The sequence below is a fragment of the Rhizobium sp. Leaf384 genome (genome assembly GCF_001424065.1).
Taxonomy (GTDB): Bacteria; Pseudomonadota; Alphaproteobacteria; order Rhizobiales; family Rhizobiaceae; genus Ferranicluibacter.
In genome coordinates this window covers 132,229-148,464 of record NZ_LMQE01000006.1, presented here as the reverse complement: position 1 = coordinate 148,464, position 16,236 = coordinate 132,229, and the positions used below count along the sequence as shown (strand labels likewise).

At 63.2% G+C, this 16,236-nt stretch carries 17 protein-coding genes and 1 tRNA gene; 7 read left to right on the top strand and 11 right to left on the bottom strand.

The features are described 5' to 3' along the window. Positions 1–92: 92 nt before the first annotated feature. Entirely contained in the window at positions 93–527 is a 435-nt protein-coding gene (locus ASG25_RS14335; RefSeq protein ID WP_062475002.1) for a helix-turn-helix domain-containing protein, read from the bottom strand. Between the two features lie 69 nt (positions 528–596). On the opposite strand from ASG25_RS14335, the gene ASG25_RS14330 reads away from it, so the two are divergent. Beyond that, entirely contained in the window at positions 597–1,928 is a 1,332-nt protein-coding gene (locus tag ASG25_RS14330; protein ID WP_062475000.1) for an MFS transporter, read from the top strand. Here ASG25_RS14330 and ASG25_RS14325 read toward each other — a convergent pair. After that, the gene (locus ASG25_RS14325; protein ID WP_062474997.1) at positions 1,918–2,892 is read right to left on the bottom strand and encodes an acyltransferase; all 975 of its coding nucleotides are present in this window, start codon (positions 2,890–2,892) and stop codon (positions 1,918–1,920) included. The two genes, ASG25_RS14330 and ASG25_RS14325, sit on opposite strands and share 11 nt — an antisense overlap. Positions 2,893–3,089: 197 nt before the next feature. Continuing rightward, complete coding sequence (locus ASG25_RS14320) at positions 3,090–3,782, bottom strand: permease (RefSeq protein WP_244479423.1); 693 nt, start codon at positions 3,780–3,782, stop codon at positions 3,090–3,092. 592 nt (positions 3,783–4,374) lie between these two features. Between ASG25_RS14320 and ASG25_RS14315 the strand changes: the two genes are divergently transcribed. Further along, a complete protein-coding gene (locus tag ASG25_RS14315; RefSeq protein ID WP_062474991.1) occupies positions 4,375–4,560 on the top strand; it encodes a hypothetical protein in 186 nt (61 codons plus the stop codon). 44 nt (positions 4,561–4,604) lie between these two features. Next, positions 4,605–5,480, top strand: coding sequence for a serine protease (locus ASG25_RS22325; protein ID WP_082480196.1), 876 nt, complete (start codon positions 4,605–4,607; stop codon positions 5,478–5,480). Between the two features lie 332 nt (positions 5,481–5,812). Here the strand turns inward: ASG25_RS22325 and ASG25_RS14305 are convergent. From ASG25_RS14305 to ASG25_RS14295, 3 genes are all read right to left on the bottom strand, one after another. Continuing rightward, positions 5,813–5,889 (bottom strand) — tRNA-Met (locus ASG25_RS14305). A gap of 144 nt (positions 5,890–6,033) precedes the next feature. Beyond that, positions 6,034–7,269 carry a tRNA 2-thiouridine(34) synthase MnmA gene (gene mnmA / locus ASG25_RS14300; RefSeq protein WP_062475772.1) on the bottom strand — a complete coding sequence of 412 codons (1,236 nt, stop codon included), beginning with the start codon at positions 7,267–7,269 and terminating at the stop codon, positions 6,034–6,036. 192 nt (positions 7,270–7,461) lie between these two features. Continuing rightward, positions 7,462–8,193, bottom strand: a complete 732-nt coding sequence (locus ASG25_RS14295) for a LuxR family transcriptional regulator (RefSeq protein ID WP_062474984.1) — start codon at positions 8,191–8,193, stop codon at positions 7,462–7,464. Between the two features lie 699 nt (positions 8,194–8,892). Here ASG25_RS14295 and ASG25_RS14285 point away from each other — a divergent pair. Further along, the gene (locus ASG25_RS14285) at positions 8,893–9,168 is read left to right on the top strand and encodes a DUF1153 domain-containing protein (protein ID WP_062474978.1); all 276 of its coding nucleotides are present in this window, start codon (positions 8,893–8,895) and stop codon (positions 9,166–9,168) included. Positions 9,169–9,674: 506 nt separating this feature from the next. On the opposite strand, the gene ASG25_RS14280 is transcribed toward ASG25_RS14285, so the two are convergent. Continuing rightward, positions 9,675–10,025, bottom strand: coding sequence for a hypothetical protein (locus ASG25_RS14280; protein ID WP_062474976.1), 351 nt, complete (start codon positions 10,023–10,025; stop codon positions 9,675–9,677). 446 nt (positions 10,026–10,471) lie between these two features. Between ASG25_RS14280 and ctrA the strand changes: the two genes are divergently transcribed. Further along, positions 10,472–11,170, top strand: coding sequence for a cell cycle two-component system response regulator CtrA (ctrA, locus tag ASG25_RS14275; RefSeq protein ID WP_056339603.1), 699 nt, complete (start codon positions 10,472–10,474; stop codon positions 11,168–11,170). Positions 11,171–11,428: 258 nt separating this feature from the next. Here the strand turns inward: ctrA and ASG25_RS14270 are convergent, their stop codons facing one another. Next, entirely contained in the window at positions 11,429–11,791 is a 363-nt protein-coding gene (locus ASG25_RS14270) for a response regulator (protein WP_062474972.1), read from the bottom strand. A gap of 184 nt (positions 11,792–11,975) precedes the next feature. Then, positions 11,976–12,620, bottom strand: a complete 645-nt coding sequence (locus ASG25_RS14265) for a histidine phosphotransferase family protein (protein ID WP_062474969.1) — start codon at positions 12,618–12,620, stop codon at positions 11,976–11,978. A gap of 255 nt (positions 12,621–12,875) precedes the next feature. On the opposite strand from ASG25_RS14265, the gene ASG25_RS14260 reads away from it, so the two are divergent. Both ASG25_RS14260 and ASG25_RS14255 read left to right on the top strand, forming a co-directional pair. Then, a complete protein-coding gene (locus ASG25_RS14260) occupies positions 12,876–13,511 on the top strand; it encodes an EipA family protein (RefSeq protein WP_082475650.1) in 636 nt (211 codons plus the stop codon). 167 nt (positions 13,512–13,678) lie between these two features. Beyond that, entirely contained in the window at positions 13,679–14,875 is a 1,197-nt protein-coding gene (locus ASG25_RS14255; protein WP_062474966.1) for a hypothetical protein, read from the top strand. 123 nt (positions 14,876–14,998) lie between these two features. Here ASG25_RS14255 and ASG25_RS14250 read toward each other — a convergent pair whose 3' ends face one another. Beyond that, the gene (locus ASG25_RS14250) at positions 14,999–15,835 is read right to left on the bottom strand and encodes an RNA methyltransferase (RefSeq protein ID WP_062474963.1); all 837 of its coding nucleotides are present in this window, start codon (positions 15,833–15,835) and stop codon (positions 14,999–15,001) included. Between the two features lie 2 nt (positions 15,836–15,837). Further along, the gene (locus ASG25_RS14245) at positions 15,838–16,230 is read right to left on the bottom strand and encodes a hypothetical protein (RefSeq protein WP_062474960.1); all 393 of its coding nucleotides are present in this window, start codon (positions 16,228–16,230) and stop codon (positions 15,838–15,840) included. Between the last annotated feature and the right edge of the window lie 6 nt (positions 16,231–16,236).

Genomic DNA, 16,236 nt, shown 5'->3' with positions numbered 1-16,236 from the left:
CACGTGCGCCGACCGCCACCCGGGTGTTGGCCCCTGCGGCAGGGCCCTCGCAATGGGGCCCTCGTGACGGGGCCTCGCCGCGATGTCGCGCCTCAGCCCGGGCGTCTCCGGCCGCCGGTACCCTTCCCCGTGCCGCGCCGCTTTCCCGCGACCTGCAGGAGCCGCCGGAAGGTCGGGCATTCCAGATGGGAGGGCGCGGGGCAGGCGGCGACATGCCGGAGCGTGTCGCGCAGCGCCGTCAGCTCGCGGATCTGGCGGTCGATCTCGTCGGCCTTTTGCTGAAGCTCGGCGCGGGGCAGGTCGGGCATGCCGTTTCGCCCGAACATCCCGGCCATCTCGTCCAGCGAGAAGCCGGCTTTCTTGCCCATCGTGATCAGTCTCAGCTGCAGCAGGACCTCGGGCGGAAACTGCCGCCGCAATCCGTGGCGCGACGCGGAGGAAATCAGCCCCACCGCCTCATAATAGCGCAGGGCCGACGGCTTTACGCCCGTCTCGGCCGACACCTCTCCGATATCCAGAAATTTCATGCTTGACCTCAAGTGCGCTTGAAGTGGCAGCATGGGCCGAAACCGATATTCGAGCAAGAGGACACAAGGATGCAACAGGCTGGAACCATCACGGGGAACCGATCACGGCTGGGGGGCAGAATCACGCTGGCGCTTGCCATGCTGCTGGCCTCGCTCGGCACCAGTATCGCCAACATCGCCCTGCCGACGCTGTCCAGGGAGTTTGCCGCACCCTTTGCCGAGGTGCAGGCGGTCGTCGTCGCCTACCTCCTCGCCATGACGGTGACGGTGGTTCATGCCGGTCGGCTTGGCGATGCATATGGGCTGAAGCGCACGCTGCTGGCGGGCCTCGGCCTTTTCTTCGCCGGGTCGTTGCTCGGCGCCCTGGCGCCCGACCTGTGGACGCTGATCGGTGCGCGCGCCCTGCAAGGCGTCGGGGCCGCCTTCCTGATGACGCTGTCCATGGCCCTGATGCGCGAGACGGCGAGCGCGGGAAGCCTTGGCCGTGCCATGGGCCTGCTCGGCACGGTGTCGGCCCTCGGAACGGCGCTCGGGCCGACCCTCGGGGGCCTGGTGATCCCGATCCTCGGAGGGCGTGGCATCTTCTGGGTGCAGGTGCCGCTGGCGGCCATCGCCTCGGTGATGGCCTTTGCCTTGTTGCCGGCCCGGGTGCCCGCCGTGCAGCCGGACCTGATGCCACATGCCGACAGCGGGGGGCAGGGCAAAGGCAAAAGTCAGGGTGCGGGTCAGGGCAGGGCGGCTGCGGCTCCGCTGCGGGCCATGCTGCGCCACGGCCTCCTGCCGCATCTCATCGTCAACGTGCTGGTCGCCAACGTCATGATGACGACGCTGGTGGTGGCCCCGTTCTACCTCGGACAAGGCCTCGGCCTGACGGACACGCGGGTCGGCCTCCTCATGGCGGTCGGTCCGGTGATCTCGATCGTCAGCGGCGTCCCGTCCGGTCGGATGGTGGATGCCTGGGGAAGTCGCCGGGTGCTGCTGGTGGGCCTCGTCCTCATGGCCGCCGGCGCCTTCGCATTGGCCTTCCTGCCGAACAGGATCGGGGTTGCCGGCTATGTGCTGTCCATCCTCGTCCTGACGCCGGGCTACCAGCTGTTCCAGTCCGCCAACAACACGGAGGCGCTGGCGGATGTCGCACCGGACCGCCGCGGCACCGTTTCGGGGCTCCTCAACCTGTCGCGCAACCTGGGCCTGATCGGAGGCGCATCGCTCATGGGGACGGTCTTTGCGCACAGCGTCGGCACGAAGGCGCTGGCCCTCGCGTCCCCCGCCGCCATGGCCGGCGGCCTGCAGCGCACTTTCCTGCTGGCGGGCGGGATCGTCACGCTGGCGATTGTCGTCCAGGGGCTGGCGCGGCGGTGGGCGCGCGCCGCGCCGGCATGGCCTGCCGTCAGCGGATGAAGCGCCGGAGCGCCGTAACGCGCGACAGGAGCAGGATCGTCGCGACGGACGCGACGACCGTAACGGCGGTCGCGATGAGAACGTTGCCGAGGGTTGTCGCGGGCAAGAGCCACTGCACCCACCAGAGATGCAGAACATGGATGCAATAGAGGCCGAGCGTGTACCGGCCGAGGGCCGCGAGATTCCCGACCATGCGACCGCGGGGCGACAGGTTCAGGGCGATGGCGAAGACGCCGACCCCGAACGGCACCGTTCCCAGCGTATAGTCGATCGCTTGCGACGGCGTGGCAAGGTCTGCAAGCACGAGGGCAGCGCGTTCGACGCCGGAGAGAAGCAGGCCCAAGGCAGTGAGGGTCAGCGCGCCGCGCATCTCCGGTTGCCAGCCATGCTTCCGGAGGAGAAAGCCCAAGGCGACAAACAGGGCACCGAAAAAGGGCCCGTTCCGGAAATTCCAATGGACGGCGGGGCCCAAAGGCGCAGAGAGCGCGACGTAGTAGAGGCCGATGCCGTAGAGCAGCAGGCAGATGGCGACGAGCGCGCGATCGCCAAGGAAGCGCGCAATCACGAAGACGGTGATGACCGAGACGCCGAGCGAAGGAAGGAACCAGAGATGGTAGCCCGGGCCCCCGCCGACGACGAGCCCGACGATTGTGGCAAAACCGAAATCGACATGGAAGAGCCGCCAGGCAACGAGATAGACCAGCATCCAGACGATGTAGATCGCCAACAGGCGCTGGACGAACTTGCCGACAAAGGCGGAAAACTTGAGTGTGTCGACCTTGAGGAAGTATCCGGAGACGAGGAAGAAGAAGGGGACGGCGAAACGCGGCAAAATCTCGAGCGGGAGACCGTAGCGCGGTGGGAGGAACGGGCTCTTGGCGTGCAAAGCGACGATGAAGACGAAGGCCACGACGCGACAGGCGTCGATCCCGGACAGTCTGGCTTCGGCCGATAAGGCGGTCATCCGCAGGTTCTCTCATGAGGGAACCTGAATATTCGCTATTTCGTATTTAAGCGCAATATGCCCGACCTCAAACATAAGGAGGGGGTCGTCATTCGCCACGATCCCCGATCGCCGGATGTTTTCCGGAGGCGTGGGGGCATTGCGGCAAGCTCCTGTCTCGTCGGCGTCCGTGCAGCTCGCACTCTCGACGCATCACGTCACGCGGTGCCGGGCGACGGGTGGCCGTAAACCGCGTTGAACTCAAAACTGACAAGCACGGCAAGGCCCAAGGCAAGCATTGTGGCCAGTGTGAAGGCGAGAAGAAAGAGACCGAAGGCTTTTGACGGCCCGATGACGAGGTCCTGGACAAACCATCGAACCTGGCACTGCCCATACCAGGCCACGGCAACGATCAGCACAAGCAGGCCTGCGACCATGCCCTTCTGCAAAGGTAGGACGAGAAGATCGACGCCCAGTCCGACGGCGAAAACGAAGGGTGCGGCAACGAAGCACTGGCTGAAGAACGGTGGGCGAAGAGAGGTTCGGCTGAGCTTGACCGACTTCCACCGCAGCAGCGTGACGGCCATGCAGAGGGGATAGATTCCGAAGATCACGCCTCTCGCGATCATCAGGTTGGACCCTGCCGACGCGACTTCGGCCAGTCTGGCGGGATCGACGATAGAGGGTAACGCTGCTGCGAGGGCCTGTGAAAGAAGCAGGGTGATCAGCAGGAACAGCGGGGGGCTCAACGTATCGTCGTATTGGTCCTCAGGCCGGTCGGCCAGCTCCAGGTCCGCATAGCGCATCATGCTCAGAGGTCTCGTCACGGTGCGCCACATCGTTGCCGGGTAGAAGACGAGCCAACTGACAAGCTCGTACAGGAGCTCTTCGAGCGATTTGAGGAGCCTCATGAAGTCCACGTTCGTCTCCCCTCATGTCTGTTGTGCTTGTAACGGCGTCTCGAACAAAGCCTGTCGGTCTCGGTGCTCTTGCTGTTTCGAAGGTACAAAGGAAGGCGTCTAAAAATCTAGGGGCGGGCTCGCCCGAAGCGCTCGATGTCGGCATGTCCAAATACGGCGCCAGCTCTTCATTTCGCATCTGGATGCGGATCCGGCCTCTCATGAGGGCCTGCCGAGCGGCGCGGATGAAAGCCCGTCTGCCCGCCTGCTCCACATCAATTTCCGGAGTGGGCCGCGATCCTCGAACGGCAACCTGACCTTCGCCCGAATTTTACGGACTGGATGATGGGGTGGCCGATCGGATGAACCGATCCGACGCGGCGGGCGCGAGGTTGCTTGTGACGTATGCGTAGCGAATTTCAGGATTACCGTTTCAGAACTTCGTTTGAAAGCTATCTAGGAAACTTAGCCTCGCTATGACCTTGTCATAGTTAGTTATAGGCACTGTGTCGCGTAACTGGATGCAATCTGTTCACCCGATGCCCGATGGACTCTCGGTTGATTCTCGCCGTACTACTCGGATGAGATGGCATTTGGGGGCGGCATGGCAAAAGACGATGTGCAGAAAATCTTACAGACTAAGATCGCGCTGTCCTCGCTGATGGGCGAAGCCGGTGCGACTCAAATGGCAGGGGCGCGGGACGAGTTGCTCAAAGAAAAGACGGAAATCGATTGGGAGAAGTGCGCCAGAGCACGAGCCCATTTCTTTAGAGACGGTTGGCTTAACTAGTAGCGCCGAGCTCCAACCAATAAGGCGCTTTTTTGGACAAGCCCATGAAACAACGTCTTGAACGCCACAATCTGTTGAGGAAGCTAGAACCGCTGCAGGAAGAGCAGCTAGCAGTTAGCCTTCTCAAGTTTTTTTCGCCCGCTGAAAACGAGCATTGGCTGAGGGTTTTGAATAGGCCGGCCGACCCAGGCACGATGACTCCTCTACGTGTCTTTGACTACCTAGAAAGTATGAAAACAATTGATGTAGATTCACATCGGCACCTATCGCGCGTCTTGAATATGACCAGGGTGTTGGAAAGAGAAGGGTTCCTAGAGCAGCGCGGCGGGAGCCAGTATACAGCAGCGTTCATCACCCTTTTTGAAGCCACTTCTCGACAGCTAAAGGGCACCCTCCTTCTGGGTAAAGCTCTTGGCCATGCTCACATTGCGCACAAGTTTCAGAGTTCACTTGTTCATGTGGTAGGAAAAGATGCTGCTGGAGATGTTCACGGTGGGACAGGCACGCTTTTCTCTAACAACGCGATATTGACCTGCGCACATGTTGTAAGGGACATGGATGTCGATCGAGAACTGATGGTTACGGGAAAGCGGATTGGCGTGCGCGACATCGTGACTAACGATGATGATGATGTTGCAATCATCTTTCTGGATGATGATGTAGTCTCCCCGCTGCCAGATCTCGCCTTTCGTCCCGCTCACCTTCTCGAAAACATTATGATCTGTGGGTATCCTCCGATCGCGCGTTCAATCGAGCCTCGGCCAACATTCCATCGCGGTGAGATAGCCGCATTGGACGTCCCAACGTTCGATAGGCAACATGTTGATCTTTTTAGTGCGATCGCTCGGCCGGGAAACAGCGGAGGCCCCTGTAGTCTCAGTGGAAGGACAGGTCGTCGGCTTAGTGTCACGACAACTTGAGTTCAGGGAAGCGACTCAGTTTCCATTCTTCGCATCAATTCCGTCGGAAGTGCTAAAACGCGCCGTTTTAAAGGCCAGCGGAGGAATGACCGAGTTACCTTGGGAAGATTACAATTGACGTATCGGCTAACACGAACAGGGTGAAGCTTTGAATGTTCGCCGGAATACCTTTGAGGCCTGCTTTGACACGGGTCCCGGAAAACTGAAAATTCTAATTTCTTGTGTCAAAATTCCGGAAAATCGCGTCCGGCTACATCCGTCGCAAACGCCAAAACGTCACGCCGGCGACAGTCAGCAGCGCGGACGATAGACAATCGTGAAGGCAAAAATTTTGGTAGCGGGAGAGGGACTCGAACCCCCGACACGCGGATTATGATTCCGCTGCTCTAACCACCTGAGCTACCCCGCCGCCGGATGCGACCTTGGTCGGTCGCTTTCGGTGGGCGGCTTATAAGATGGGGTTCAGGGGGGTGTCAAGCGATGGCGGAAAAAAAGCGGGGCTGGGGGAGGGGCGTCGTCGGCGACGCCCCGGGCGGGCTGGCGCCGACCGGTTTCAGGCGGCCGCAGGGGCGTCCAGAAGGTGGCGCAGGGCCTGTTCGGCAGCGGGTTCGCGCTCGGAGCGCAGGATGAAGCCGCCGCCATAGACGCGGGCGTCCTCGCCGGGGCCGGAATAGAGCGCGCAGGCCTGGCCGGGTGCGATGCCGGCTTCGCCTTCCATCAGTTCGACGGTGATGCCGGCGGCATCGACCGTCAGGCGCGCGGGGGCGGGAACCTTGGTGGAGCGCACCTTGGCGTAGCAGGCGAGGCCCTCCGCCGGCAGGTCGGCCAGGGGGATGTCGCCCAGCCAGTTCATGTCGCGCAGCGCGACGCGGCGGGTCTCTAGCGCCTCGCGCGGGCCGACGATGACGCGGCAGGAGCGTGCGTCGAGATGCACGACATACAGCGGCTCGCCCGTGGCGACGCCGATGCCGCGGCGCTGGCCGACCGTGTAATGCAGGATGCCGTCGTGGCGGCCGAGCACACGCCCGTCGAGATGGACGATATCGCCGGCGAGCGCCGCATTGGGCTTCAGCTTGGAAACGATGTCGCTGTACTTGCCCTGCGGCACGAAGCAGATGTCCTGGCTGTCGGCCTTCTTGGCCACGACGAGGCCCATGTCCTCGGCCAGGGCCCGGGTTTCCGCCTTGGTCAGGTGGCCGAGTGGAAAGCGCAGATAGTCGATCTGCTCCTGCGTGGTGGCAAACAGGAAGTAGCTCTGGTCACGATCGGCATCGGCCGGACGATAGAGCGAGCGGCGGCCGGGAAAGCCCGGCTGCGGATTGGGGCGCGAGCGGATGTAATGCCCGGTGGCCAGCGCATCGGCACCGAGATCGCGCGCCGTCGCCAGGAGATCCGCGAACTTGACCGTCTGGTTGCAGGCAACGCAGGGAATCGGCGTCTCGCCGGCGATGTAGCTTTCGGCAAAGGGATTGATGACCGTCTCGCGAAAGCGCTGTTCATAGTCGAGCACGTAATGCGGGATGCCGAGCACCTCGCAGACGCGGCGGGCATCGTCGATATCCTGTCCGGCGCAGCAGGAGCCGGCGCGATGGACGGCCGCGCCGTGGTCGTAGAGCTGCAGCGTGATGCCGAAGACGTCATAGCCCTCCCGCTTCAGGATGCCCGCAACGACGGAGCTGTCGACGCCGCCGGACATGGCGACCACGACGCGGGTATCTTCGGGCTTGCGGTCGAAATCGAGGCTGTTCACGAGAAAAGGTCCGCTTCTGTCGGATGACCGGTGCGGCATCGGCGCCTGCACCTTGTTCACCGCAATATAAAAGGTCGCACGGGCCTCTACAAGCGCTGCGCGTCATCGCGCTCCCGAAGCACCGATCGCGAAGCCCCCATCCCGAAGGGCTCGATCCGAAGGCCCCAATCCCAGAGGCCTCGATCCCGGAGGGATCGGCGTCGAGGGTTTCTGCGGGCTCGGGCTTAGGGCTCAGATGATCTTCAGGCGCATGGCGCGGGCAATGGCCTGCATGCGGTTGACGGCGTCGAGCTTGCGGGCGGCGGTCTTGAAATAGCTGCTGACCGTATAGGCCGAGATGCCGAGGATGATGGCGATCTCGTCGCTGCTCTTGCCGGCCGCGGCCCAGCGGAGACACTCGATCTCGCGGGCCGAAAGCTTCTCGCGGGTCGTGACGCCCGCATCCATGGCGCGCTCCAGCCGCTCGAACAGCTGCAGGAGCACGTAATAGAGTTCCGCCGCCTCGATGCCGTGCGGCGCGTCGCGGCTTCCCGAGAGGGTGACGATGAACGGGTCGGCATAGGTCGTGTGCATCAGCACGGCCAAGGTGAAGGCCATGGAGGGGGCGATCTGGAGAGAGGTCACGGGCTTGCCGCGAAGGCCGAGCAGGGTGGCCGTCTCCCGGAAGACGGGCAGCTTCGTGTGGCGCAGATCCTCCACCAGGCGGCTCAGGCGAAAGATGTCGAGCGCATCGTAGCCGCGCACCAGATCCGCCGGCCAGCTGCTGACAACGAGCCGCTCCGCGAAATTCTGCTGGTCGCCGGCGGGAACGCGCACGATCATGAAGTTGTCGAAGCCGAATTCGGCGGCGCATTGCCGCATGAGGCGCAGCACCTCGTACTCCGTCTGGACGGCGGAAGGATCGGGGCTGGCAGACAGCAGGCTCGATTTCCTGCCGCTTACCGTTTCATCCACGTCGGACATAGCGTCATCACCCCTGCCGGCCTGGCCGGCTCCCTGTTTCCTGCGTTTCCTGCGATGTGTCTGCCTGCTCCCACCTGCCGCCGGCCTGCCGGCACAACGGTCCCGTCATCCGCGTGTCATTGTCTGCTGGCAGCATGGCGCTCTATTCCCGCTCACGCGGGCGCTCTGCCGTCATCAGACACTGTCAGTCTAGCGGAATACCGATCCGAACGCATCCGGGGATGCAAAGGAGAGAGATCTCGAAACCCTTGCGGCCTTCGAAGCAGATATTCTGCAGCCTGCCGACATCGCCGACTTGCGCGGCCAGCACCCGTCGCAAGAAAAAAGCGTCCCGTCAGCCCGCGCGCATCGCACGTCTCTGCATTGCATCGATTTATATGTAAAACTTACAAGTTTTGAAACCCGCGCTTTCGCATGGCAGCCATGCGGGGACGATGGCGGTCCGCAGGCCCTGTTTCCCGGGATTTCCCCCTGCTTTTCCGTGTGCCGCGCCGTGATACAATCGCGGCCTGCATGCGGCATCCGCGCCGCCTGAGCGCGGGCGAAAGGGCGAAAAAAGGCCGTTCTTTCCGTGCCGTCTTCACCCTTTCCGGCAAGTCATTCGAATGATGGATAAATTGTGTCGCGGAGCTTAGGCAAATCTTAAATGTGGCAGGCTAGGCTCGCGGAATATGGTCTTGAGTATGTGTAGAGAGTCCAATGACCGAAATGGTACGACCCCGCGTGAAGTATGTCATCGGCCCGGATGGCAGCCCACTGACGATTGCCGATCTTCCTCCGGCGAACACGCGGCGCTGGGTGATTAGACGGAAGGCAGAAGTGGTGGCGGCCGTTCGCGGTGGCCTGCTGAGCCTGGAAGAAGCGTGCGAGCGCTATACGCTGACCGTGGAGGAGTTCCTGTCGTGGCAGGCCTCCATCAACGATCACGGCCTCGCCGGATTGCGCACGACGCGCATCCAGCAATATCGCCACTGACCCCTCAGGAGGTCAGGCCTATCGATGGGCGGCCGCGGCATATGTCGCGGTCGCCCATCCGCGTTCTCCAACCGGTGCTGCGTCGTGTCTGACCCCGCGTCCGGCACGGCGTCCCCCTGGGGCACGGCGGCAGCGTTAGGATCGACGGGAGGATGGCGGGTTCAGGATCGGCGCGAGCCGCACCCGCCGGGGCCTGGCTGAAGGGCAGGGACGAGTTCACGGGCAGCAACAAGGGCAGCGTGGCCGCGGGCCGCTATAAAGGAGCAGCAAGCGCCGATCCTGCGCTTTTTTGCGTCCGGCAACCGCGAGGCGAGGGGCGGACAGGCTTCGCGCAAGCTCCTTGGCTTACCGATCATCCTCTGTGTCGATCTTTGCGCACGAGGAGCACAAAGGCCGGCCGGAGACATGAGCTGAAAGCACGACGACGACAGCCGCGCTTCGGAGCGAGGCGCGGTGTCGTCGGTCAGGCTGGTCTGCCGAACAGTTTCGACTGTCGGCAGAACGGATCAGGCGCGCAGCCGCACGAGACCGTCGCGTTCTTCGAGGGCGGAGGCCTTGGCGAATTCTGCCTGGACCTCTTCCAGAGCGAGTTCGGCCGCGTCCTGCTGAACTTTCAGTTCCCGTACCGACACTTGCAGATTGTCGGCCCGCTGGCGGGCTGCCTTTGCAAAGGTCGGATAGGCAAAATGGGACGGATCCGAAATGCCAGACTTTTTCTCCTCGAAGGCGATCTGATGCTCCAAATCCTTGGTCATCCTTTCGAATTCGGCCATCATCATCTGAAGCTGCTTCAGTTGACGCTGTTTGTCCTTCACCTGAAATTCCTTCAGGCGGACAAGGCTCTCACGTGACTTCATACGCAATACTCCCGCGGTGCGAGACCCGGCATCTCACTTGCAACCCTTGCCGAAGGCTCATGCCTGCAGCGCCGCGAAAAAATCCCAGCGATCTTAACAAATGCCTACCGCTGGTAACGTTTCGTTTACGGGCATAGTTAATCCTAGGGACGATCATTTAAGGCCCGGTAAATGGCCAACGCGAAATCTGATGCTTTGGTCTTTTGACGAATCTCTGGAGTCCGATAGGGCGCCCGGCTCACCTTGAGGGTGAGAAGGTCGTTTTATCAAAATCAAACAAAATCAAGGGGCTGACAAAAATATTTAACAAAGGATGTGCACCTTGCCAGAGGGAATCAGAATTTGTTAACCATTTGGTGGCAAGCTCCAAATCAGGCAACGACTGGATCCGTTTAGCGTCAGGCAGCCTTGCGATACCTTTCGGCGGCGGAAAAGGGGACAAACATATGCGGGTTCTGCTTATCGAGGACGACAGCGCGACAGCGCAGAGCATCGAGCTGATGCTTAAGTCCGAGAGTTTCAATGTGTACACCACCGATCTCGGTGAAGAGGGCGTCGATCTCGGCAAGCTCTATGATTACGACATCATCCTGCTCGACCTCAACCTGCCCGACATGTCGGGCTACGAGGTGCTCCGGACGCTTCGCCTGTCCAAGGTGAAGACGCCGATCCTCATCCTCTCCGGCATGGCCGGCATCGAGGACAAGGTCCGCGGCCTCGGCTTCGGCGCAGACGACTACATGACCAAGCCGTTCCACAAGGACGAGCTCGTGGCGCGCATCCATGCGATCGTTCGCCGCTCCAAGGGCCATGCCCAGTCCGTCATCTCGACCGGCGAACTGATCGTCAACCTGGATGCCAAGACCGTGGAAGTCGGCGGCCAGCGCGTTCACCTGACGGGCAAGGAATACCAGATGCTGGAGCTGCTTTCGCTCCGCAAGGGGACGACGCTCACCAAGGAAATGTTCCTCAACCACCTTTATGGCGGCATGGACGAGCCCGAACTGAAGATCATCGACGTCTTCATCTGCAAATTGCGCAAGAAGCTGGCCAATGCCGCAGGCGGCGCCAACTACATCGAGACCGTCTGGGGCCGTGGCTACGTGCTGCGCGAACCGGAAGGCGATCTCGCCGAGAGCGCCTGATCTCCCGGATGTCTTGAGCGCCGTCGGCGATCATGCATCCCGCAGTGCAGGATCGCCGTTCGTCGGTGCCGACCGACCCGCCCTCGTGGCGGGTTTTTCGTTTTGGCCAGTTCGTCCCGGCCAGTGTCTTGGCGAGTTCGTCTCGGCCGTCTGGCAACCGTTCGGCAGCCGCGCCACGCGCCCTGCGCTGCGCAACAAAAAAGGCCGCCGGGAAGGCGGCCGTTTGCGGAGGGGAGGGACGTTTTGGAAATGTCGACGTCAGGCAGCGGCGGCGTAGGCGCCGAACACGCTGGTCAGAATCTTGCGGTCGAACGGCTTCAGCAGGAAGTCGTCGGCGCCGGCGCGCTTGCCGGCCATCATCTTGCGAAGATCCGCCTCGATGACGCAGTAGTAGATGCGCACAGACTTGCCTTCGGACATCACGCGAATGTTTGCGATGAGCTCCAGGGCGCCATCGAGCCCCGCATCAACGATAATGATGTTCGGCAGTTCGGCTTCGCATCGCGCCAGCGCGTCGAGGCCGTTGGCGGCTTCGGAAACCAGAAAGCCCATGCCGGAGAGGATGCGCTTGCCGACCTTGCGCACCACGTCGGAGTCGTCGGCGATCATCAAGCGCTGCATGGGGGCTCCTTTGTCCTTTCATTCCCGTCATCGCGACGTCGGTCGCGTCCGCGGGCAGAAAACCGCCCGCGCGGTGCGTCAACGTCCGGTTGCGCATGTCCATCATCCGGCAGGCCGGAGCGATGTCATGTGCGCGTCGGGAGAATATTAGGCGCCTTTGGCAAACAAACCGTTACCGCAGACCTCAGGAAACCGAGGAGGCCATGAACACGATCTCTTCCGGCGTCGGAAGGATTTCGATCTTCATGCCGGCTTCGTCCGCAAGGAGCACCGTGTAGTAGGGCTGGATGGTGTGGGCGTCGACCGCCTCTTCGAGCGTGCCGGACAGAAGTTCGACAAGCTTGGGTGGTACCCGCATCATCTTGCCGCGCACGACGAGCTTGAAGACGGCCTCATATTCCGGGTTTTCCAAGGTCACGTCGAGCGAGCCGCCGCGCGGAATGGCGCCATAGGCGATAAGGAAGAGGTTCAGCAGCAGCTTGACGCGGTTCTTCGGGATGATGACGCGCGGGCCGGTCCAGCTGATCTCGGTCTTCTTTTCGACGATCGCGAAATCGCGCGCCGCCTTTTCCGCTTCACCCGTGTCGATCGACGCGCCGACCGAGCCGGAGGCGCCGAAAGCGAGGCGGGCAAATTTCAGGCGGACGGCGGCGTTCAGTGCGCTCGTGCGGATGAGGTCCATCGCGTCGGCATCGGCGCCGCCTTCGTCCAGTAACTCGAGGCCATTGTTGATGGCGCCGACCGGCGAGATGATGTCGTGGCAGACGCGGCTGCACAACAGGGCAGCGAGATCGGGGCCGGTCAGGGTGAGGTTCGGATTCTTTTCCATCGTCGTGTCCTTAAAGGTCGCCCTTGCCGATCATCCCGGTGCGCGACGGGTTCGCGCAGGGCCGTTTTCGGGGATTGTTTAGCGGGTGAAGATTGCGCGGACGTGGCGCGTTCGGTGCAGCCATAATGACACCATGTTTGGTAAACCAATTGTTAAGATGATGGGTTCAGAGTGGCGGAATCCCGGGCCGGGAGCGAGGACAGGCACGGCTTGCGCCTGTCGCACGTCATCGGCCCTGCGAAAACGGAGGATTCGATGCTGCCGAGATCGACATGTGCACCCTCGAAGGATGCCGCCACCCGCATGCCGCGGCGCGGCCTGCTGTCTGCCGTGAAAGCCGTCCTGTTCGGCGCTTTTGCCCTGTGTGTGACGGTCTCCACCGCGTCCGCGCAGGCGGCCAACAGCGCGTCGCAATATTCCATCCAGGAGATCGTCGATGCCGGTCACGGCTTCTTCGGATCCACCTCCGGCGGTCTGGCCAAGGTGGTCGAGCGCGCCTTCGAGAGCTACGGACTGCCGAACGGCTATATTCTCGGCCAGGAAGGATCGGGCGCCTTCGTCGCCGGTCTGACCTATGGCGAGGGCAGTCTGAACACAAAGAATGCCGGGCAGCACAGCGTCTACTGGCAGGGTCCTTCGCTCGGCATCGACGCCGGGGGGCAGGGCAGCCGCATCATGATGCTCGTCTATAATCTTCCGAGCGTGCCGAGCCTCTACAAGCGCTTCGGCGGCGTGTCCGGTTCGGCCTATGTGGTGGCCGGTGTCGGCATGACGGTCCTGACGGACGAGCACATCGTGCTCGTGCCGATCCGTACCGGCGTCGGCGCACGCCTCGGCATCAATGTCGGCTATCTCAAGCTGACCCAGCAGCCGACCTGGAACCCCTTCTGAGCCATCTCCGGGCCGGGGACCCCGCGTCCGGATCTCGTGGTTGCCGATGGCCGCATGCTTCTGTCGTGCGGCCTCTTCGTCGCATGCTTGCCAAGTCCGGGCCGAGCGCGAATAATGATGGCAAGGGGATGAAGCCCTTGTCCAACCGCCTGTGAAGTGACCTCCGCGTGATCCAATTTGCACTGATGTTCGCCCTGGGTTTTCTCTCTGCGGTTCTGCTCGGCGCGCTGGTCGCGCCCGTCGTCCATCGGCGGATCGTGCGGTTTGCGGAAGACCGGCTGAAGGCGACGACGCCGCTCTCGCAGCAGGAGGTGCGTGCCCAGAAGGATGCGGCGCGCGCGATCTATGCTGCGGAGAACGTCCGGACCAGCCAGACGCTGAAGCGTGAGCGCGACAAGGCGATCGCGCTGATGCTCGCGCGCGAAAAGGCCGAGCAGGAGATGCGCACCGTGCGTGCCGAGAACGAGGATCTTCGGGCCCAGCTGGACGTGATGAATGTGGAAGCGGGCGACCTGCGCTCCGGCATCCGGCTTCTCGAGCAGCATATCGAGCGGTTGAAGGAGGCGCTGGCGTCGCTGGAAACGGATTATGCGGCAAAGACCGAGCAAGCGGCCGTGCTTGCCCGTCAGCTCGACCGGGTCTCGGGCGACCTCGACGAGATGCGGGCGGTGTCCGCCGCCGAAGCGCTCCAGATCGACGAGCTTCATGCCCGCGCCGGCGGTCTGCGCGACGAGCGCGAGACCCTGCGCGACGAGCGGCGTCGCGCGAGCGAAAAGGCAAAGGCCCTCGAACTGAAGCTCGAGCAGCAGGAGGTCCGCGCAAAGCAGGTCGAATCCCGGTTGACGACGGCCAATGCGCTTCTGGCCGACCGCGAGACAAGCCTCCAACGGGGTCGCGCGGAAATCGACCGTCTGATGACGCGCGTGCGCGAGATGACATCGGATCTGGCGACGGCGCTTCAGGCCCTGCGCGCGGCCGGAATCGAGACCCGTCTGGCGGGCGGAGACGCGGCTGGGGGAGACGCGGCTGGCGAGGCCGTGCGTCCACCCGTTGCCGAGGAGACCGCAATCGCCATGCCGGCACCCGAGGGGATCACGCGCCTTCCCGCACAGACCCTTCCGTCGCCGGACGAGCTGAGAGCCGAGGCCGGCGCATTCCTTGATCGGCTTGTCTCTGCCGATCCCGGGGAGGATGCAGCGCTGCGCAATGACCTGCTGACGATTGCGGCCGGCATGACGGCCCTGACCGCGCGCAACGAAGGCGCGGCGTCGCCCATTCCGGCCTTGCTGGCCCGCGAGACCGCGGACGCCGGCACGCCGACGCTGGCCGCGCGCACCCGCTCGCTTCTTGCCTCCACCTCCTGATGAACGTCGCCCGAACGTGTGCAGCGGTTTCGGCAAACGACATGCATCACAACACGACCTGAAAGCGCGTTGCGTGAATCGTTTTTCACGCAACGCGCTCTAGACGCGGTAAGACGATCGCGTTCAGACGATCGCGTTCAGCTGCGCGATCCGGTGCAGGGCGATACCGGTGGCGGTGGCGACGTTGAGACTGTCGAGACCGGGCTTCTGCCGGATGCGCGCGGTCCGGATCGCCGCCAGGATGGCGGGCGGCAGGCCTTCGCCCTCGGCGCCGACGACCAGCGCCGTGCGGCGCGCCGGCGGGATGTCGTCCAGATCGGTCTCACCACGCGGCGACAGGCCCCAGAGCGCGAAGCCGCGGTGTTCGATGGCGGCGAGCAGGCTGCCGACCGATCCCTCGCGCACGAAGGGAACAGTCAGCACCGCGCCGACGGACACGCGGATCGCCTTGCGATACAGCGGATCGCAGCAGGTTTCATCCAGAAGCACCGCACTCGCACCGAAGGCGGCCGCATTGCGGAAGATCGCGCCGACATTGTCGTGGTTGGAAAGGCCGCAGGCGGCCAGGATCAGGGCATCGTCCGGCAGGCGCGCCAGCACGTCTGCAAGCCTCTGCGGTTTTTGCCGCAGGCCGATCGCGAGCACGCCCCGATGCATGTCGAAGCCGGCAATCGCGTTGAACACGCCCGCGTCCGCGAGGAACACCGGCACCGTGTCGTCGAACTGGGCGAGAATGTCCGCCACCCCGGCATGACGGCTTTCGAGAAGCAGGATCGCCTCGGCCGTGAACGGCCCCGCAGCGCGGGCGGATGCCGCGAGCATGCGCAGCACCACGGTTCCCTCCGCGATGAAGCGGTTCTGCCGCCCCGTCAGGTCGCGCTCGCGAATCGAGACGAACGCGGCGATGCGCGGATCCGCCGGATCCGTGATGCGCGTTACCCGGCGCTCGGCGTCCGCCACGGTCAGTTCGCGGACACGGTGACGTCGGCGACGATCCGGTTGGCGGCAATGTCGTAGACGAGCGCCTTGCGAACGCCGAAGAGCGTACCGAAGAACAGGATCTGCCCGCCGGACAGCGACGTCTGCGCGATCTCGAAGCCTTGCGGAAGCAGGGCGGTGGCCGTCAGTGGCGCGTCGCTCGGCACGCCGGCCCCGGTGTTGGCAAGCGTCCCTGCCAGCTGTGGCGCGTCGCTCGGGCGCGTGACCTTGTAGACAATCGCGCCCAGCACGGCCATAAGCATGACCAACATCACACCCGCCGAGACCAGCTGCAGGCGGATCATCTTGCGGCGAACGTTTTCCATGACCGGATCGAGCGGCTTTTCGTCCTGTTCGTCAGGTTCCTGGAGCGACATGGGCGG